Annotated in this window: 17 protein-coding genes; 8 read left to right on the plus strand and 9 right to left on the minus strand. The window is 73.3% G+C overall.

Features of this window, described 5'->3' with window-relative positions; all coding sequences use genetic code 11:
- The first annotated feature begins 183 nt into the window (after nt 1-183).
- The 3 genes from ACRAS8_RS03965 to ACRAS8_RS03975 all read left to right on the plus strand — a co-directional run bounded on the left by ACRAS8_RS03965 (nt 184) and on the right by ACRAS8_RS03975 (nt 2,294).
- Nucleotides 184-777: a YczE/YyaS/YitT family protein gene (locus tag ACRAS8_RS03965; protein ID WP_438490338.1), complete on the plus strand. Its 594-nt coding sequence runs from the start codon at nt 184-186 to the stop codon at nt 775-777.
- A complete protein-coding gene (locus ACRAS8_RS03970; RefSeq protein WP_438484363.1) occupies nt 774-1,640 on the plus strand; it encodes a glycerophosphodiester phosphodiesterase in 867 nt (288 codons plus the stop codon). Before ACRAS8_RS03965 ends, ACRAS8_RS03970 begins: the two co-directional genes overlap by 4 nt.
- 276 nt (nt 1,641-1,916) lie before the next feature.
- Nucleotides 1,917-2,294: an RNA polymerase-binding protein RbpA gene (locus ACRAS8_RS03975; protein WP_026170122.1), complete on the plus strand. Its 378-nt coding sequence runs from the start codon at nt 1,917-1,919 to the stop codon at nt 2,292-2,294.
- Nucleotides 2,295-2,393: 99 nt separating this feature from the next.
- Here the strand turns inward: ACRAS8_RS03975 and fxsA are convergent, their stop codons facing one another.
- The 5 genes from fxsA to ACRAS8_RS04000 all read right to left on the minus strand — a co-directional run bounded on the left by fxsA (nt 2,394) and on the right by ACRAS8_RS04000 (nt 8,110).
- Nucleotides 2,394-2,966 carry an FxsA family membrane protein gene (gene fxsA / locus ACRAS8_RS03980; protein ID WP_438484364.1) on the minus strand — a complete coding sequence of 191 codons (573 nt, stop codon included), beginning with the start codon at nt 2,964-2,966 and terminating at the stop codon, nt 2,394-2,396.
- A gap of 34 nt (nt 2,967-3,000) precedes the next feature.
- Nucleotides 3,001-3,756 (minus strand): polyprenol monophosphomannose synthase, encoded by a 756-nt coding sequence (locus ACRAS8_RS03985; RefSeq protein ID WP_438484365.1) that lies wholly within the window; start codon nt 3,754-3,756, stop codon nt 3,001-3,003.
- Nucleotides 3,753-5,414: an apolipoprotein N-acyltransferase gene (lnt, locus tag ACRAS8_RS03990; RefSeq protein ID WP_438484366.1), complete on the minus strand. Its 1,662-nt coding sequence runs from the start codon at nt 5,412-5,414 to the stop codon at nt 3,753-3,755. Before lnt ends, ACRAS8_RS03985 begins: the two co-directional genes overlap by 4 nt.
- A gap of 544 nt (nt 5,415-5,958) precedes the next feature.
- A complete protein-coding gene (locus ACRAS8_RS03995; protein ID WP_438484367.1) occupies nt 5,959-7,608 on the minus strand; it encodes an amidohydrolase in 1,650 nt (549 codons plus the stop codon).
- 61 nt (nt 7,609-7,669) lie between these two features.
- Nucleotides 7,670-8,110, minus strand: a complete 441-nt coding sequence (locus tag ACRAS8_RS04000) for an Lrp/AsnC family transcriptional regulator (RefSeq protein WP_026248099.1) — start codon at nt 8,108-8,110, stop codon at nt 7,670-7,672.
- A 212-nt stretch (nt 8,111-8,322) separates the two neighbouring features.
- Here ACRAS8_RS04000 and ACRAS8_RS04005 point away from each other — a divergent pair, with 212 nt between their 5' ends.
- A complete protein-coding gene (locus tag ACRAS8_RS04005; protein WP_438484368.1) occupies nt 8,323-8,748 on the plus strand; it encodes a hypothetical protein in 426 nt (141 codons plus the stop codon).
- Between the two features lie 21 nt (nt 8,749-8,769).
- On the opposite strand, the gene ACRAS8_RS04010 is transcribed toward ACRAS8_RS04005, so the two are convergent.
- The 3 genes from ACRAS8_RS04010 to ACRAS8_RS04020 form a co-directional block, all read right to left on the minus strand.
- Nucleotides 8,770-9,900 carry a phosphotransferase family protein gene (locus tag ACRAS8_RS04010; RefSeq protein ID WP_438484369.1) on the minus strand — a complete coding sequence of 377 codons (1,131 nt, stop codon included), beginning with the start codon at nt 9,898-9,900 and terminating at the stop codon, nt 8,770-8,772.
- A complete protein-coding gene (locus ACRAS8_RS04015) occupies nt 9,897-11,051 on the minus strand; it encodes a hypothetical protein (RefSeq protein WP_438484370.1) in 1,155 nt (384 codons plus the stop codon). Before ACRAS8_RS04015 ends, ACRAS8_RS04010 begins: the two co-directional genes overlap by 4 nt.
- 202 nt (nt 11,052-11,253) lie before the next feature.
- Nucleotides 11,254-12,426 (minus strand): acyl-CoA dehydrogenase family protein, encoded by a 1,173-nt coding sequence (locus tag ACRAS8_RS04020; RefSeq protein WP_438484371.1) that lies wholly within the window; start codon nt 12,424-12,426, stop codon nt 11,254-11,256.
- Between the two features lie 366 nt (nt 12,427-12,792).
- Here ACRAS8_RS04020 and ACRAS8_RS04025 point away from each other — a divergent pair, with 366 nt between their 5' ends.
- Entirely contained in the window at nt 12,793-14,064 is a 1,272-nt protein-coding gene (locus ACRAS8_RS04025) for a glycoside hydrolase family 18 protein (RefSeq protein WP_438484372.1), read from the plus strand.
- A gap of 125 nt (nt 14,065-14,189) precedes the next feature.
- Here ACRAS8_RS04025 and ACRAS8_RS04030 read toward each other — a convergent pair whose 3' ends face one another.
- A complete protein-coding gene (locus ACRAS8_RS04030) occupies nt 14,190-14,846 on the minus strand; it encodes a TetR/AcrR family transcriptional regulator (protein WP_438484373.1) in 657 nt (218 codons plus the stop codon).
- A gap of 144 nt (nt 14,847-14,990) precedes the next feature.
- On the opposite strand from ACRAS8_RS04030, the gene ACRAS8_RS04035 reads away from it, so the two are divergent.
- From ACRAS8_RS04035 to ACRAS8_RS04045, 3 genes are all read left to right on the plus strand, one after another.
- The gene (locus tag ACRAS8_RS04035; protein WP_438484374.1) at nt 14,991-15,605 is read left to right on the plus strand and encodes a DUF6230 family protein; all 615 of its coding nucleotides are present in this window, start codon (nt 14,991-14,993) and stop codon (nt 15,603-15,605) included.
- The gene (locus ACRAS8_RS04040) at nt 15,596-16,648 is read left to right on the plus strand and encodes a DUF6114 domain-containing protein (protein ID WP_438484375.1); all 1,053 of its coding nucleotides are present in this window, start codon (nt 15,596-15,598) and stop codon (nt 16,646-16,648) included. Before ACRAS8_RS04035 ends, ACRAS8_RS04040 begins: the two co-directional genes overlap by 10 nt.
- A gap of 89 nt (nt 16,649-16,737) precedes the next feature.
- Nucleotides 16,738-18,003: a GAF domain-containing protein gene (locus ACRAS8_RS04045; RefSeq protein ID WP_438484376.1), complete on the plus strand. Its 1,266-nt coding sequence runs from the start codon at nt 16,738-16,740 to the stop codon at nt 18,001-18,003.
- The last annotated feature ends 130 nt before the right edge of the window (nt 18,004-18,133 follow it).

Consider the following 18,133-nt stretch of genomic DNA (forward strand, 5'->3'; position numbering starts at 1 on the left):
CACCTTCCCCGAATTGGCTCTACATGCCGAGCCGGTACATGCCACATGGTGGCACGCACCAGTCCAATCCTGCCAGGAGGGGGAAACGTCGTGTCCATCACCCAGGGGTCCGGCACCGGGCGGCCGCATCTGCCGCGCCGACTCGTACAGCTCTATACGGGGCTGGTGCTCTACGGCGTGAGCATGGGCCTGATGGTCCGCGCCGGGCTGGGCCTGGAGCCGTGGAGCGTGCTCAACCAGGGCATCGCCCGGCATACGGGGCTGACGATCGGGACCGTCACCATCGTCTCCGGCGCGCTGATCCTGCTGCTGTGGATTCCGCTGCGCCAGCGCCCCGGCCTGGGCACCGTCTCGAACGTGGTGATCCTCGGGCTCGTCATGGACGCGACGCTGGACCTCGTCCCCCCACTGGGGCCACTGGCCGTCCGTATTCCGCTGCTGGCCGCCGCGATCCTCCTCAACGGCGCCGCGACCGGCCTCTACATCTCGGCACGCTTCGGCCCGGGGCCGCGCGACGGCCTGATGACCGGCCTGCACCGGCGCACCGGCCGCCCGGTCCGGCTGGTGCGGACCTGCATCGAGGTGACCGTGCTGGCCGCGGGCTTCGCGCTCGGCGGCTCGCTCGGGGTGGGCACGGTGGTCTACGCCCTGGCCATCGGGCCGCTGGCGCAGTTCTTCCTGCGCCGGTTCGCGGTCGAGGGGCTGCCCGAGCGGCCGTCCACCGTGGTGGCCCGCTCCCCCGAGCCGTCACCGGAGCGCGCGATACTGCCGGAGTGACCCCTGCGATACGCCTGCGCCATCCCTATCTCGACCACCCCGGCCCGCTGCCCTTCGCTCACCGCGGCGGGGCCGCGGACGGCCTGGAGAACACCGCCGCCGCCTTCCGCCGCGCGGTGGACCTCGGCTACCGCTACCTGGAGACCGACGTCCACGCCACCTCGGACGGCGCCCTGGTCGCCTTCCACGATCCGACCCTGGACCGCGTCACGGATTCCGGCGGCGCCATCGCGGACCTCCCCTGGCGGGCGGTCCGCCGGGCCCGGGTCGCCGGCCGGGAGCCGCTGCCGCTGTTCGAGGAGCTGCTGGAGGAGTTCCCCGAGGCGCGGTGGAACGTCGACCTGAAGGCGGAGGGCGCACTGGAGCCGCTGCTGGCCCTGCTGCGCCGCACCGGCGCCTGGGGCCGGGTGTGCGTCGGCTCGTTCTCCGAGGCCCGGGTGGCCCGGGCACAGCGGCTGGCCGGCGGCCGGATGGCCAGCTCGCTGGGCACCCGCGGGGTGGCCGGGCTGCGGCTGCGCTCCTACGGGCGCGGGGCGCTGCCGCTGGACCGGCTGCTGGGCGCGGCGGTACGGCGCAGCGCGGTCTGCGTCCAGGTCCCCGAGCGGCAGTCCGGCATCCGCGTCGTCGATCCCCTCTTCCTGCGCGCCGCACACGCACTGGGCCTGCAGGTCCACGTGTGGACGGTCAACGACGCAGAACGGATGGGGGCCCTGCTGGATCTGGGCGTCGACGGCATCATGACCGACCGCCTCGAAACCCTGCGCACGGTCCTGACCGACCGGGGGTGCTGGGTCCAGGCCACGCGCCCGGGATCGGATGCCGGCACGGCAGGCGATCGCCGCGGCCGGGAATCCGGTAACTGACCGGATTTAGCCCTTCAGGGCGTGGGGCGGTAGTGTACGCCTTTGGCTCACCAGGCGGACCGTTACTGCGCGCTCAACTCCTTGAGGCGCTGGGTGACATCTGCTGCCAGATGTGACAAACCGGGCGTTGGTGGGTACAACAAGGGGCGGCACGACGGGCGACGCAGGCGACGCATGTCCCGATGACGGGAATCTTCACCGCCGACCGGACGTTGACCGGATGACGACGACAGCGACACCTGTCCTGTGGGCGACAAAGCCCGGGAGGCACGATTCATGAGTGAGCGAGCTCTCCGCGGCACGCGCCTCGTGGTGACCAGCTACGAGACCGACCGCGGCATCGACCTGGCCCCGCGCCAGGCGGTGGAGTACGCATGCCAGAACGGACATCGTTTCGAGATGCCGTTCTCGGTTGAGGCCGAGATTCCGCCGGAGTGGGAGTGCAAGGTGTGCGGCGCACCCTCGCTCCTGGTGGATGGGGATGGTCCTGAGGAGAAGAAGGGCAAGCCGGCGCGTACGCACTGGGACATGCTCATGGAGCGGCGGACCCGCGAGGAGCTGGAGGAGGTGCTGGCCGAGCGGCTGGCGGTCCTGCGTTCCGGCACCATGAACATCGCCGTGCATCCGCGCGACAGCAACCGCAAGTCCGCCTGACGAGGCGGACCGAGCAGAGCGACACGGCAAGGGCCGGTGCCACCGTACCGACGGTGGCACCGGCCCTTGCCGTGTCCGCGCGGTCTCCGCGGCCCGCGTTCAGCGGGTGAGCGGCGGGTCCTGGCGCCGGGCGGCCGGCGGCTCGTCGGGGTGGATCACCTCGCCCGGGACGACCTTGCCGTCGGGGCGATGCATGCGGGCCTGCTGGTACACGTCGCCGAAGGACCCGGCGGTGAAGCTGCCGGACCGGGTCAGCAGCTTGTCGGCGCGGCGCAGGATCAGCCGGCCGGTCGGCGGGAAGAGGCAGAGCAGCCCGGCCACGTCCGACAGCAGGCCGGGCACCATCAGCAGCAGCCCGCCGATCATCGGGAGGGTGTTGCCGGTGCCGGCGGTGCCGGTCGCGCGGGGCGCCTCGGGGGCGCCGCCGGTCTGCAGGGCGCCGGTGAGGTTGCGCCAGGCACGGCGGCCGGCCCGCTTGATCACCGCGCCGCCGGCGAGCACCCCAGCGAGCAACAGCAGGAAGACCGTCAGGCCGCTGGTGGCGCCGCCGACCACCGTCAGCAGCCAGATCTCCAGCACCATCCAGGCGGCGATGCCCAACGGCGCGAACCGGCGGACGCGCGAACGGGGTGGGCGGGGACCGGGCGATGGCGGCGTGGCTCCGAACGTCATGCCACCAGTGTGCCTGGCCCGTTCCGAACCGGGGTCAGCGACCGCGGATCCTGCTCACCTTGGAACCGACGCCCCAGGCCGTGATCCGCCAGAGGGCCTCCACGACGATGTCGCGGCTCATCTTGCTGTCGCCCAGCTCCCGTTCGACGAAGGTGATGGGCACCTCGACGACGTGGAAACCGGCCCGGACGGCCCGGCGGGCCAGATCGACCTGGAAGCAGTAGCCCTGGGACGCGACCTCGTCCAGGCCCAGGCCCTGCAGCGTCTCCACCCGGAAGGCGCGGAAGCCGCCGGTGACGTCGCGGATCGGGACGTCCAGCATCAGCCGGGAGTAGGTGCTGCCGCCGCGGGAGAGGATCTCGCGGTGCTTGGGCCAGTTGACCACCCGGCCGCCGGGCACCCAGCGCGAGCCCAGCACCAGGTCGGCGCCCTTGAGTGCGGTGAGCAGCCGGGGCAGCTCCTCGGGCTGGTGGGAGCCGTCGGCGTCCATCTCCACCAGTACGCCGTGGCCGTGCTCGATGCCCCAGCGGAAGCCCGCGAGGTAGGCGGCGCCCAGCCCCTCCTTGCCCTTGCGGTGCAGGACGTGGACCTTGTCGTCCTCGGCGGCCAGTTCGTCGGCGAGCTTGCCGGTGCCGTCGGGACTGTTGTCGTCCGCGATCAGGACGTGTGCCTCGGGGACGGCGGACCGCACCCGCGAGACGATCGGCTTGATGTTCTCCGCCTCGTTGTACGTCGGAATGATCACCAACGTGGTGCCGAGCGGACCGTACTGCCGCTGACCGTCTGTCACTGCTGTCCCTTCTCGTCCTTCGTACGCCCGCGCCGGCCGGCGATGACGGCGGCCCCGCAGGACAGGAGGCCCACGATAGCGAGCAGCCACTCGGGAGCCGCGCCAACGCGGTCGGCGAGCGTCGTTTCGTCGCGCAGAGGGATGCGGGCCGAGACCACACCCTGGGTGAATTCGGGAATCTGGTGCGTAACGGTCCCGTCGGGGGCGACCACCGCGCTGATCCCGCTGGTGGCCGCGGTGACCACGGCCCGGCCGTGCTCGACGGCCCGCAGCTTGGACATCGCCAGCTGCTGCTCGGGCTGGCCGGTGCGCCCGTAGGTGGCGTTGTTGGTCTGAATGACCAGGGCCCGGGCGCCCGCGCGGACGGTGTCGTGGACGATCTCGTCGTAGGCGACCTCGAAGCAGATGACGTCGCCGAGCCTGGCCGGGCCGACCTTCAGCAGGCCGGTGTGGTCACCGGGGTAGAAGTCGCGGGGCACCCGCTGGAACCGCGTGATGATCTTGCTGAGCTGCTCCCGGAACGGGACGTACTCGCCGAACGGCACCGGGTGCTGCTTGGTGTACGAGGCCCCCGGGCCGGTCCGGGGGTCCCAGACGATGCCCTCGTTGAAGACGTAGCCCCGCTTGGTCGGGTGGTCGATCAGGGCGCCGACCAGGACGGGCACGCCGATCGCCCTGACCGCCTCCTCGATCCGGTCGTACGCCTGCGGGAACTGGAAGGGGTCCAGGTCGGAGGAGTTCTCCGGCCAGATGACCAGGTCCGGCTTGGGCACGCGGTGGTGGCGGACGTCGTCGGCGAGCTTCTCGGTGGCGGTGGCGTGGTTGTCCAGGATCTTCATCGGGCGGCCCAGGAAGTCCATGCCGGGCTGCTGGACGTTGCCCTGCACCACGGCGATCCGCACCGTGTCGTCGGCCTTGGTGGGGACCGGGACGGCCAGTCCGGCCACCGTGACCGCGGCGGCCAGTCCGAACGCCTCCAGCGTCCGGACCAGGGCACGCGGGCCGCCGCCCCGGCGCATCCCCCACAGGGCGACCGCGCAGCCGGCCAGCAGCGCGCCGGCCAGCGCGACGGCGAAGGTGACCAGCGGGGCGCCGCCGAGCGCGGCGAGCGGGGTGAACGGCGAGCCGGTGTTGGCGAACGCCAGCCGCCCCCACGGGAAGCCGCCGAACGGCAGCCGGTCCCGGGCCCATTCCTGGGCGACCCACAGACACGCGGCCCACAGCGGCCGGCCGGGCAGCCGGGAGGTGAGTGCCAGTCCGGCGCCCAGCAGCACCACGAAGAGCGCCTCGGCGACGGACAGGCCCACCACCGCGTCCCAGCCGACCACGTGCAGCCACTTGAGCAGGATGAGGAAGAACGGCAGCCCGAACGCGAAGCCGGTCCAGGCACCCTGGCGGGCCCGCCGGCCGCGGGTCAGCAGCGCCAGCGCGGCCACCGCGACCAGGGACAGCGGCCACAGCCCGTACGGCGGGAAGGCCAGGCCCAGCGCGCTGCCGGCGACGGCCGCCAGGGCGGTGCGCAGCGCCTCGCGGCGGGCCAGGGCGGCCAGCCGGCGGGCGCGGCCGGGGCGGCGCTCGCCGTTCGCCGCGGACGGCACCGGGCCGTCGGGCGCGGTGCCGCGCGCGGCTGCTGCGGTGGTGTCGGAACCCGATGGCACGGTCGCGGGCCTTCCTGCAAGGTCGTCCGGTTGTCAGCTGACCGTACATGGGAGGGCCGGTGGCGCGGGGGCGGGGTGCGGGACCGGGCACGGAACGCGACGGACGGAACACGGGGAGAAGGGGCGCGGTGCCGGAGCGTTCGGGGTTCTGGGGGTGCGGATCAGGGCCCGGCGCCCTTCGGGCCGGCCTGGGGCCCGCTGGCTGCGGGTCGACCGAGAGCCGTTGTCTACTGAGCGCCGGGCCCCACCCGGGTCGCACCTGCCGACCGACCTCGCCATCGCCCTGGCGCTGGACCTGGCTCCCAGTGGCGGTGTGCCGGATGGCTCGCCGCCCCATGGCCCAGCTGCGTTCGACGGCTGCGCGGAGGTCTCCCGGTCGGACGTCCTGTGGTGGACTCGGCCGAACCTACCGGCCGACCGGCGCCTGCTGTCAACAGTCGCTCCGCCTGCGTCGTTTTCGCGTCGTCCCAGGTCAGTGCCGAGCCTTCCCAGGTGGGGCAGGCAGGTTCGGGCACCGTGCCCGGCACCACCGGCACCTGCGATGTCACTCGATCGGCCGGTCGAAAACCGTCCGGCCGCCGACCACCGTGCGCAGGCACTGCGGGAGGTCGTTGCCGGGGGTGAGATCGGGCAGGCCGGGGGTGCCGGAGCGGGGGTCGGTGGACCAGCGCTCGACGCGCTCGTCGGGTGCCTGGACGATCAGGTCGCCGGTCCGCCAGACCGCGTAGTCGGCGGGGGCGCCGGGCACCAGGACGCCGGCGTCGTCGCGGCCGATGGCGCGCCAGCCGCCGCGGGTGTGGGCGGTGAACGCGGCGCGGGCGGAGATGCCGTGGGCGCGGGTGCGGTGGAAGACGGCGGCGCGCACGGTGCCCCAGGGGTCGAGCGGGGTGACCGGGCTGTCGGAGCCGAGGGCGAGCGGGACGCCGGCCCGGAGCAGGGCGGCGTAGGGGTTGAGGCCGGCGGCCCGTTCGGCGCCGAGGCGGGTGGCGTACATGCCGTCCGGGCCGCCCCAGGCCGCGTCGAAGGCGGGCTGTACGGAGGCGGTCAGGGCCAGGTCGGCGAAGGCGGCGACGGTGGTGTCGGTGAGCATTTCGGCGTGCTCGACGCGGTGCCGGGCGGCGCGGACGCGGGCCGTGCCGACCCGCTCGGCGGCGGCCCGGACGCCGTCGGTGACGGCGGTCAGGGCGGCGTCGCCGATGGCGTGGAAGCCGGCCTGGATGCCGGCCTCGGTGCAGGCGGCGACATGGGCGGCGATGGCGTCGGCGTCGAGGTGCGCGGCGCCGGTGTGGCCGGCGTCGGCGTAGGGGGCGTGCAGGTGGGCGGTGTGCGAGCCGAGGGAGCCGTCGGCGAAGAGGTCGCCGGCGGCGCCGCGGGCGCCGAGCTCCCGGATCCGGTCGGCTTCCTTTGCGGATGCGATGAGTTGAGCCCAGTAGCCGACGACGCGGGGGCCGGTGCCCGCCGCTGCCCGGGCGAGCAGTGCGGTGAAGTCGTCCTCGCTGGAGATCTCCGGGCCGGCGCACTCGTGGACGGTGCCGATGCCGAGGGAGGCCGCCCGGGCCAGCGCGGCGGCCTGGGCCTCGGCGCGCTGGGCGGAGGTGACGGTGGCGTGCGCGGCGGCCCGTACGGCGTGGTGGGCGTCGCCGGTCAGGGGCGCCTCGGGGTGGAAGCCGGACCGGTCGCGGATGCCCGGGACCAGGTCGAGCAGGGCGGTGGTGACGACCGCGGAGTGCACGTCGACGCGGGTGAGGTAGAGGGGGCGGCCGCCGGCGGCGGCGTCCAGTTCGGCGCGGGACGGCGGGCGGCCCTCGGGCCAGGCGCTGGCGTCCCAGCCGTGGCCGAGCAGGACGCTCCCGGCGGGGCGGCCGGCGGCGTGGGCGCGGATCCGGTCGAGCGCGTCGGCGAGGGTGGCGGCGCCGGAGAGGTCCAGGCCGGTGAGGGCGAGCCCGGTGGCCGTGGTGTGCACATGTGCGTCCGTGAACGCCGGGGTGACCAGCGCGCCGTCGAGGTGGACGATCTCGTCGACGCCGTCGGCGAAGGAGTCGGCGGCCCCCTCCTCTCCCACCCAGGCGATCCGGTCGCCCTCGACGACCATCGCGGTGGCGAAGGGGTCGGCCGGGCTGTGCACCTCACCGCCCCGTAGGAGGACGGTGCGGGAGGGGTGCCGTTCGGAACTGTCCGGGTTGCGCTCGCTCATACCGGACAGTTTCGCCCCCGCGCGGAGGCGCCCGGTGCCCGGGGGTCGCTTCTCGGCCGGGTCAGATGCGCGGCGGGCGGGCCTCGTAGGGGGTGGAGAGGACCACCGTCGTCCGGGTGGAGACGCCGGCCAGGCTGCGGATGCGGGTGAGGAGGTGTTCCAGCTCCAGCGGGGTGGCGACCCGGACCTTGAGGATGTAGTTCTCGTCACCGGCGACGCTGTGGCAGGCCTCCAGCTCGGGGACCTCGGCGAGCCGGTCGGCGATGTCGTCGGGGGCGCTGGGGTCGAAGGGTTTGACCGAGATGAAGGCGGTCAGCGGCAGCCCCACGGCCTCGGGGTCGACGATGGCGGCATAGCCGCGGATGACCCCGCGCTGCTCCAGGCGGCGCACCCGCTGGTGCACCGCCGAGGTGGACAGGCCGGTGGCCTTGCCCAGGTCGGTGTAGCTCATCCGCCCGTCCTTGACGAGCAGATCCACGATTTGTCGGTCCAACTCCTCCACCCGTTCAACCTACTGTGCGCGGGCGCGGGCGCGCAGCGCGCGGCATACCGCAGGCGCCCGAGCACCGCCCCGTGTGAGGAATGCCACACCGATGGTGCCGGGTCCGCGGGGCGCCGGCGATTATGCGCCCGGCATGAAGGGCATTGCTGGTGTTGGCCGAGACCGCCGGTCACACGAACGAAGCAGCGGTCCCAGTGGCCCACCCGAGGGGGATGGACATCATGCGACGCCTGAAGCAGGACTCCGCCGCGGCCAACGCCGGCGCCCAGGAGGGCGACAGTTCCGGTTTCCCGGTCGAGGACGGTGCGGACGATCCCTTCGACACCTATGAGATCTACCGTGTGACCTGCCCGGACTGCGGGCAGCCGATCGCGCTGCTGGCGGACGAGGACACCCTCCCGGAGCACGCGCTGTGCCCCTCGCCCTGGGACCCGTTCGCGCTGACGGTGTGCCAGGGCTCCGGCCGGCCGGCGGCCGACGCCGCGGACACCGACGACATGCGGGACGCGCACGAGCAGGACGCGGCCGTCCTGCTGACGCTGCCCGAGGGCCTGGACTGGCGCCGCCAGCCGTTCTCGCACCCCGGCGGGCCGGGTGAACGGTCGGCCCGGGTGCCGCGCGCGCGACGCCAGGTCTGACGTCCGCGGGCCGGCCGCGGCTCACCAGTAGCGGCCGGCGAGCATCGCCTCCAGCGTGTCCCGGTGCAGGATCAGCCCGTCGGGGTCGTCCGGCACCGGCACCTCCCCGAAGTGCACCTGGCGGTAGGCGACTCTGAGCATGACGATGGCGTGCCGCAGGGCCGCGTAGAGGGTGTGGAACTCCATGGCGCGCGGCCGGTGCCCGGTCAGTGCGGCGTAGCGGCTCTCGACGCGGTCGCGGCACAGCAGGTCGGGCAGGCCGCGCTGACCATCGCGCTCCGCGAGGTCCTGGAAGAAGCGGTGAAGGTAGATCATCCAGCCCAGGTCGAGTTCGCGGGGGCCCGGAGCGGCCATCTCCCAGTCGAGGATCGCGGCCGGTTCGAAGCCGTCGTAGACGATGTTGCCGATCCGGGCGTCGCCCCAGCTCAGTACGGTGCTGTCGGCGTCCTGGGGCCAGTGGTCGGCGAGCCAGGCGAAGCCGCGCTCGATGAGCGGGGAACGCGTGAGGCCGTCGACGACCCAGGTGTAGTAGGCGTGTTGGGCGTCAACATGGCGGCGCAGCGGGCTGCCGGTTCCGGGGAGTGCCAGGAACTCGGCCGATTCCGCGGGGAGTTGGTCGTGCAGGCGGGCGAGGACGGAGACGCTCGCGGCCTCCAGCCGGTCGCGCTCGGCGTCGGTCGCGTCGTGCAGCCAGTTTCCCTCGTAGGTGTAGGGCATGACGTCGGGCGGCACGCGGCCGGCGGCGCGGGCCATGACGAAGAACGGCGCGCCGAGGTGCGCGGGGTCCTCCTCCAGCCAGAGGGTCCGGGGCACCGGCAGGTCGGTGCGGTCGGCGACCAGGCGCATGGTGCGGTACTGCCGGGGCATGTCGTAGCGCGGGAAGATGGTGTACGCGGCGGGATCGGCGGCGAGCCGGAGGGCGCAGGAGGCGGGGGCCGTTCCGCGCTCGGGGGCGGCCGGGAGCCCTGGGGAGCCCGGCCCGGGGTGGTCGAGGTCGAAGAGCAGGGTCTCGCTGGACATGCCGTTGGCGGCGGGCACGGTGACGCCGGAGACGCGGGCGCCCGGGAGCCGGGGGGCGAGCCAGGCGGTGAGCCGGCGGGTGAGGTCTTCGGGGTCTCTGGTGGTGGTGCGGGGGCGGGGCGCGGTGCTCATCGGGCCGCCTCCCCCGGGCGCCGGGCGCGGTCGGGCGCGACGGAGTCGTAGCCGGTGAAGCCGCTGGGGTCGTGGCGGCCGAAGCTGCCGTGCTCGAAGATGCCGTGGCCGGTGCGGCCGTCGAGGGTGAAGCGGGCGGCGTGGTCGGTGACGCCGTAGGCGGCACGGGGGTGGGCGGCCGGGTCGGTGAGGTCGTAGACCCGGCGGTCGGTCCAGCCGCGCCCCTGCCAGGTGCCGTGCTGCCAGTCGTCGGCGGGAGGGTAGCCGGCGCCGAGGGCGAGCGGCGAGGAGGTGAGGATCTCCGCGGTGAGTTCGAGGGGCTTGCGGGTGGGGTCGGTGAGGTGGAGGACGGCGCGTTCGGGGTGTCGGGTGCCGGGGCGGTAGCTGATGTCGGCGTAGGGCCAGCCGAGTTGGCGGTCGGGGGCGCCGTCGCGGACGAGCAGCGCCTCGTTGAGGGTGCGGTGGCCGTCGGCGTCCTCCTGGACGATGACCATGACGAACCGGTCGTCGAAGCGGACCGGGCACCAGATCCAGTGGAACCCCTCGGTCGGTGCTTCGGCGGCGGCCCGGCCGCCGTCCTCGCCGGGTATCGGGCGCACGCCCCAGCTGCGGTCCCGGGTACCGGTCCACTCCCCCGCGGTGACGGTGAGCCGCTCGCCGGCCGCGTGGATCGTGCCGGTGCAGGTGCCGGCCTGGACGAAGCGGCGGCCCTCCAGGACGAGCCGGCCGCCGCGGTGCTGGGTGTGGTGCGGCTCCCAGACGGCGGGGAAGGACGCGGTCCAGGTCAGTTCGTAGGAGAGGCCGTCCGGGTCGGAGAGGTCGGGGTCGCAGGTGAGCCGGAGGCGGTGCAGCGGTTCCTCGACGGTGATCGTGAGCGGGCCGACGGTGAGCGCCAGGCGGTCGTCGGTGAGGGCGTCGGAGGCCCGGACGGCGTGCAGCCGGTCGCCGAGGCGGAGGGTGGCGTAGGCGTCGATGACGCCGGTGTTGGGATACACGCCGAGGCCGGCGATGAGCAGGGCGCGGCCGCTGTGGTCCAGGACGTGGAAGATGCAGCGGTCGTAGGCGTTGCGGTCGCCGGTGGCCACCTGCCGCATGGAGAGCGGGGCCTGGTGGATCGGGTATTCGTCGAGCGCGATCGGGCGGTCGGTCACGGGCCCTCCTGGGCGCGGTCGGACGGCGGTTCCCCGGGAAGCACGGGAAATTGACGGTACGTCAGATCGCGTGGGGCGGCCACAGTGCGGCCGCAGTCCAGAGGGTCGCCGGGAGCACCGTCGGGCGGCACCACTGGGCCGGCGCTACGAATTCCCCAACTCGCCACATATCCATGGCGAGTTGGGGTGGAACGACACAGGCTCAGTGCGACTCGGGTCCGGCCAGGTGCCGGGCGATCACCATCCGCTGGATCTGGTTGGTGCCCTCGACGATCTGGAGGACCTTGGCCTCGCGCATATAGCGTTCGGCCGGGAAGTCGAGGGTGTAGCCGTAGCCGCCGAGGAGCTGGACGGCGTCGGTGGTGACCTTCATCGCGGTGTCCGTGCAGAAGAGCTTGGCCATCGCCGCCTCCTTGGAGAACGGCAGTCCGGCGTCGCGCAACCGGGCGGCACTGAGGTACAGCGCGCGGCCCGCCTCCACCTGGGTGGCCATGTCCGCGAGCATGAACCGCAGGCCCTGGAAGTCGGCGATCGGGCGGCCGAACTGGCGGCGGTCGGCGGTGTAGACGAGCGCCTCGTCCAGCGCCGCCTGGGCGACGCCGACGGCGCAGGCGGCGATGCCGAGGCGGCCGGAGTCCAGGGCGGAGAGCGCGATGGTGAAGCCCTGGCCCTCGTCGCCGATCCGGCGGGAGTCGGGGACCCGGACGCGGTCGAAGTGCAGCTGCGCGGTCGGTGAGCCCTTCATGCCCATCTTGCGCTCGGGTTTGGCGGCCGTGAGGCCCTCGGCGTCACCGGGCACCAGGAAGGCGGTGATGCCGTGCGGGCCGCTGTCGCCGGTGCGGGCCAGCACGGTGTAGAAGTCGGCCACCCCGCCGTGGGTGATCCACGCCTTGGTCCCCTCCAGGGTCCAGGTGTCGCCGCTGCGGGTGGCACGCGTGGTCAGGGAGGCGGCGTCGGAGCCGGCGGACGGCTCGGACAGGCAGTAGGCGCCGAGCAGGCCGCCGCCGAGCATGGCCGGCAGGTGCTCGGCGCGCTGCTCCTTGGTGCCGAATCCGGCGAGCGCGTGGCAGGCCAGCGTGTGCACGCTGACGCCGAGGCCGACGGTGAGCCGGGCGGCCGCGAGCTCCTCCAGTACCTGGAGGTAGACCTCGTAGGGCTGGTCGCCGCCGCCGAACTCCTCGGCGTAGGGCAACGAGAGCAGGCCGGATTCGGAGAGCAGGGTGAACAGGGCGCGGGGGAAGCGGCCGGCCTCCTCTTCCTCGGCGGCGGTTGGCCGGATCTCGCGCTCGGCGAGCTCCCGTACCAGGGCCATCAGGTCGCGGGCCTCCTCGGTGGGCAGCCTGCGGTCCACCGGCGGGGGAACATACTCGGTCATGGCGGCGCTCTCCTCCCTCTCGGGCGCTGCGGCGACGCGCGCATGGGGTAAGGCGGCGGCGCCGGTTTCCGTCGTGCCTCGCCGATGATCGCGTTCCGGGTCGCGGAAGGCGATGACCTGCGGCTGTGGCGGTAGGAGTATGCCCGATCGGCGGCCCGGCGTCACGGGTCGATCTTCGATCTCCGGGCAGTTCCGGGCGGTTTGGCGAAGCCGGGCGGACCGCCGGCAAATTGGTCCGAACCATTGACTCACTGGTCTAGTCCTTCTACCTTCTCCTGCAACGTTCCGCGCGTTCATGCCAAATCGGCAGGCATGCCGGCCGGGACGCCACCATGCTCCGCCCTCGCCCCCCTCCGAGGAGAAGACATGCTCAGAGCGCATCGGACGCGCGCGCCACGGAAGCTGATCGCCACCGCGACCGCGCTGTGTACCGCCGCCCTGGCCGGCACGCTGTTCGCCGGCTCCGCCCATGCCCACCCGTCGCCCGCCGGCGCCCCCACCGCCGCCCCGCACCCGGCCGCCGCGGCCGGCGGCGACAAGGTCGTCGGGTACTTCACCGACTGGGGCATCTACGACCGCAATTACCAGGTCAAGAACGTCGAGACCTCCGGCTCCGCGGACAGGCTGACGCACATCAACTACGCCTTCGGCAACGTCCAGGGCGGCAAGTGCGGCATCGGCGACTCCTACGCCGACTACGACAAGGCGTTCACCGCCGACCAGAGCGTCGACGGCAAGGCCGACACCTGGGACGACCCGAACGGACTGCGCGGCAACTTCAACCAGCTGCGCAAGCTCAAGAAGCTGCACCCCGGCCTCAAGGTGCTGTGGTCGTTCGGCGGCTGGACCTGGTCGGGCGGCTTCGGCGAGGCCGCCAAGAACCCCGCGGCGTTCGCCCAGTCCTGCTACGACCTGGTCAAGGACAAGCGCTGGGCGGACGTCTTCGACGGCATCGACATCGACTGGGAGTATCCCAACGCCTGCGGTCTGACCTGCGACACCAGCGGCAAGGAAGCCTTCACCGGCGTGCTCAAGGCGGTCCGGGAGAAGTTCGGCCAGGGTGGCCTGGTGACCGCGGCGATCACCGCGGACGCCTCGGACGGCGGCAAGATGGACGCCGCGGACTACGGCGGCGCCTCCCAGTACGTCGACTGGTACAACGCCATGACCTACGACTACTTCGGTGCCTGGGACGCCAAGGGCCCGACCGCCCCGCACTCGCCGCTGGCGTCGTACGACGGCATACCGAAGGCCGGTTTCAACACCACCGACACCATCGCCAAGCTCAAGAAGCTCGGCGTCCCGGCGAACAAGCTGCTGCTGGGTATCGGCTTCTACGGGCGCGGCTGGCAGGGCGTCACCCAGGACGCACCGGGCGGCACCGCGACCGGCGCGGCACCCGGCAAGTACGAGGCGGGCATCGACGACTACAAGGTGATCAAGGCCCGCTGCCCGGCCACCGGCACGGTGGGCGGCACCGCGTACGCCAAGTGCGGTGACCAGTGGTGGAGTTATGACACTCCGCAGACCATCGGCACCAAGATGACCTACAAGGACGCCCAGGGGCTGGGCGGCACGTTCTTCTGGGAGCTGAGCGGCGACACCCCGGACGGTGAGCTGATCAAGGCCATCAAGTAGCCGCTCCGTAGTACCGCGCGGACGGGGCTGACCACCCCGTCGAGAGCCGTCGCGGGAAACGGGGAACCCGGGCGGGCGGGAGGCGACGGCCTTCCGCCCGCTCCTGGCTCTCTTTTGACGCTACGTCAGGTAAGTGACCGGGGCGGCGCCGGGCAGCCCGGCTCGAACTCCTCTATCAGGCGCAGGGTGTCGCCCAGCCCGCGCACCAGCAGCGCCACCACCGTCTCGCGCGGCAGCTCCTGCTCCTCGATCCAGTCGAGGGTGACGCCCTCGACGCTGGAGAGCCAGCCGGTCAGCGCCGTGCGGGCGAGCGCCGGCACCTCCTCCCGGCCCCAGGCACCGCGCGCGATGGTGCCCAGCAGGCGGGCCCGGACCCGGGCGCGAATGGCCAGCACCTCCGCGTCGAAGCCGACTCCGCCGGTCACGATCGTGCGGTACGCGGCCTGGTGGTGCTGGGCGTAGCGCAGATAGCCGTCGACGGTGCGCCGGACGCGTTCGGCGGGCGGCAGGTCGTGGGTGCTGCCGGCGCGCTCGACCAGTTCGGCCACCGCGTCCTCGATGATCGCTAAGTAGTAGCCGCGCTTGTTGGTGAAGTAGTAGTAGATCAGGCCCTTGGCGACCCCTGCCTGGCGCGCGATGTCGTCCATGGACAGCGCGTCGTACGAGGTGTCGGCGAACAGCTTCTTCCCGATGGCGATCAGTTCGGCGCGGCGCGCCTGGGAACGGCCGGTGCCGCGGGCCTCCCGCGAGGCCGTCCGTCCGCGCTGTTGACTCTTGTTCAAAATCCGCCCTAGTCTCCAACTGCCAGGATTTTTGCGCAGTATGACAGAACGTCATGTGCGTCATCCGGTCTGCGGCGGGCCCCCGCGGACAGCTCCACCGAGCACTTCCCTCGCGCATTCGACCGCTGCCCCGGGGAGGAAGCAGTGAGCACACCGAACGGCACGGCGCCCGAAGGGCGGACCTCCTGGAAGAAGACCGCGGCGGTGGCGGTGCCCGCCGTCCTCGCCGTCGGCGCGCTGGCCACCGTGATGGCACAGGGCGTGCTGGCCGCGTCCTTCGCGGTGTCCGGCACCAACTTCCAGGTCGCCTCGGGCAAACTGACCAGCAACGGCCTCGCCTCGTACGTGCACACCGACCGCGACACCGACGACCACGGCCACCCGGTCGCCCTGCTGGGCATCGGCCAGGCACACCTCTCCGACATCTGCCAGGCGGCGCGGGTGAAGACCCCGCTGGGGACGGTGGTGTTCAAGCTGACCGCGGGCGGCGACGCCGGGCCGGTGCGCGCCGACAACCTCGTCATCGACGGGGAGGACCTGGTCGGCGACGCCCGGTTCGGCACCGCCCAGATCGGCCGGGACGCCGGCACCCTCGACGCGGTGCCGGGGGTCAGGGGCCCGCGGGGGAAGTTCGGGCTCCAGGCAGGCGACATCGAGGTGGCCGGCGTCAGGTCGCATGCCTGGTCCGCCACCGGCGGCAACTTCCGCCTCAAGGGGCTGCGGGTGAGCGTCGGCCTGGACGGCCGGGCGTGTTTCTGAGCGCGCGCCGGGCCCGCTGGGGCGCCCGGCTGGACCGGACGCTGCCCTGGCCCGCGCGGCGGGCGGCACTGCGACGGTGGCGCCGGACCCGGCCGTTCTGGGCCGGGCTGCTGCTCCTGCTGGGCGGCGCCGAACTGCTGCTGGTGCCGTTCGCCCCGCTGCCCGTGCTGGTCAGCCTGGGACTGGGCGGGCTGGCCGCACTGGGCATCGGACTGGCGCTGATGGTGGCCGGACTGTTCCTGTGGTGCACCCCGTCCGCACACCACTACGTGAGCATCAACGCGCTGATCCTGTCGGTGCTCTCGTTCGCCGCGACCAACCTCGGCGGGTTCCTGGTCGGGATGGGACTGGGGATCGCGGGCAGCGCGATGGGATTCGGCTGGACGCCGGCGCGGGGCGGGTCCGGCGGCGGCCCGGCCCCCGCGGCACCACCGGACCAGGAGCCGGACGGCACGGAGGGCGTGGCGGGCACGGCGGGGTCGGAGGCGGCCGCACCGGACGGGACGCCCGCCCGCCGCACCACCGGCACCAGGGCACTGGCCGTCGGACTGCCGCTCGCGCTGCTCACCGCCCTCGGCGGCCCGGCGCAGCGGGCCGACGCCGACGGTACGCCACCTCCGGCGCCCGCCACCCCGCCGACCGTGACCACCACCCGCTTCGCCCCGCAGGGCTTCACCCTGGCCGGCGTCACCACCGTCCCGACCGCCGGCGGCCCCCTGAAGGTGATGGTCCTGCGTATGAAGGCGGCCGCACTGACCGACTACCGCCTCACCACCCACGACGCACAGGGACCCCAACTCGGCCTGAATGCCGACGCGTTGAAACTCAAGGGCGAGGTGACGCTCTACCTCACCAAGTTCAGCGGCTGCATCGAGGGGGTGCTCTGCCTCACCTTCACCCCCGACACCCTCCCCGTTCCGCCGGTTGTCCCGCCGTTCGTCTATATGACGCGGGTGACCGCCGAGCAGGCCCTGGTGACCTCGGACCTGATCGTGGCGGACGGCCTGCGGCTCCGGGCGGGCGGCACGGCCGGCGGCCACTGAGCCGGCCCGCCCGAGGCGGGGTTTACGGCCCTGTCCGGCATGAGCACCATCAGGCATACGGGGCAGGAGCCGCATCGGAGAGGTGACGCGTGGTCAACCCTTGGCTGGCGATGGAGGCGGGCGCCGATCCGGCCGAGCGCATCCGCACGGTACGGCGGGCGCACGAGGCGTTCCTCAGCGACGGGACGGTGGCACCGCCGGTCCGGCGGGTGGTCGCCGACTCCTGGCGCCGCTCGGCCCGGGCCCGCGCCGCACCGGACGGCGTCGCCCCCGTCGAACTCGACGAGTCCGCACTGCGCAGCTACCGCGAGACGCATCCCCTGGCCCGGGCGATGCCGGTCTTCCGGGAACTGCTGGGCAGCATCGCCCAGGACGGGGCCCATCTGCTGGCGGTCTGCGACCCGCAGGGGCGACTGCTGTGGGTGGAGGGGCACCGCGGGGTACTGCGCCACGCCGAGCGGATGAACTTCGTGGCCGGCGCGCGCTGGGACGAACGCCACGCCGGCACCAACGCACCGGGCACCGCGCTCGCCGCCGACCACGCCGTGCAGATCTTCGCCACCGAGCACTACAACCGGCGGGTGCAGCCCTGGACCTGCGCCGCCGCCCCGCTGCACGACGTACGGACCGGACGGCTGCTGGGCGCGGTGGACATCACCGGCGGCGACCATCTGGCCAGCCCGCACAGCCTCGCCCTGGTCCAGGCGACCGCCCGCGCCGCGGAAGCCCATCTGGCCGCCCGGTCCACCCGGTCGGGGACCTTCCTCACGGCGCTGGGCCGCGACGAGGCACTGCTGGTGCGCGACGGCGAACGGCTGCGCCTGGGCCACAGACACAGCGAGATCATGGTGCTGCTCGCCCACCACCCGGCGGGCCTGACGGGCGATCAGCTCGCCGTGCTGCTCTACGGCGAGCGCGAGATCCGCCCGGTGACCCTGCGAGCCGAACTCTCCCGCCTCCGACAACTCGTCGGCCCGCTCCTCCGCTCCCGCCCGTACCGTCTCACCACACCGGTGGAGACCGATGTCGACGCGGTGGAAAGCAACATGACGACGCATCACCTCAGCTCCGCCCTCGACTCCTACCGCGGCCCGCTGCTGCCCTCCTCGGAGGCGCCCGGCATCCGCCGGCTGCGCACCGCGCTGGAAGACCGTCTGCGCCGCGCCCTGCTCGCCGCCGGCGACCCGGACCAGCTGCGCGCGTGGGCCCACACGCCCTGGGGCGAACACGACCTGGAGATCCACGAGGCCCTGGTCGCCGCCCTGCCGGCGCACTCCCCGGCCCGCCGCGCGTCCACCGCGGCGGCGGGACGGCTGCGCACCGAGTACGGGCTGGGGGCGCGGCCGAAGGCGTGATGCGTCGAGCGCGGCGATCACGCGGGCTACCGGCTGGGGCAGCGTCCGGGGCATGACGCATCCCGCGCGACCGCGGTGCAACGTTCGCGCAACCTCCGCCGCCCTAGCCTCCCCCCACCGCCCGCCGCAC

Origin of the sequence: Streptomyces sp. S186 (assembly GCF_051603415.1) — a bacterium.
Classification (GTDB): domain Bacteria; phylum Actinomycetota; class Actinomycetes; order Streptomycetales; family Streptomycetaceae; genus Streptomyces.

Bases quoted from the DNA above. Each gene is read 5' to 3' on its own strand.
- ACRAS8_RS03995 (WP_438484367.1), bottom strand. From the start codon at position 7,608: ATGAGCGAGCGCAACCCGGACAGTTCCGAACGGCACCCCTCCCGCACC.
- ACRAS8_RS04005 (WP_438484368.1), top strand. From the start codon at position 8,323: ATGGACATCATGCGACGCCTGAAGCAGGACTCCGCCGCGGCCAACGCC.
- ACRAS8_RS03975 (WP_026170122.1), top strand. From the start codon at position 1,917: ATGAGTGAGCGAGCTCTCCGCGGCACGCGCCTCGTGGTGACCAGCTAC.
- fxsA (WP_438484364.1), bottom strand. From the start codon at position 2,966: ATGACGTTCGGAGCCACGCCGCCATCGCCCGGTCCCCGCCCACCCCGT.
- ACRAS8_RS04025 (WP_438484372.1), top strand. From the start codon at position 12,793: ATGCTCAGAGCGCATCGGACGCGCGCGCCACGGAAGCTGATCGCCACC.
- ACRAS8_RS04020 (WP_438484371.1), bottom strand. From the start codon at position 12,426: ATGACCGAGTATGTTCCCCCGCCGGTGGACCGCAGGCTGCCCACCGAG.
- ACRAS8_RS03965 (WP_438490338.1), top strand. From the start codon at position 184: ATGGGCCTGATGGTCCGCGCCGGGCTGGGCCTGGAGCCGTGGAGCGTG.
- ACRAS8_RS04010 (WP_438484369.1), bottom strand. From the start codon at position 9,900: ATGAGCACCGCGCCCCGCCCCCGCACCACCACCAGAGACCCCGAAGAC.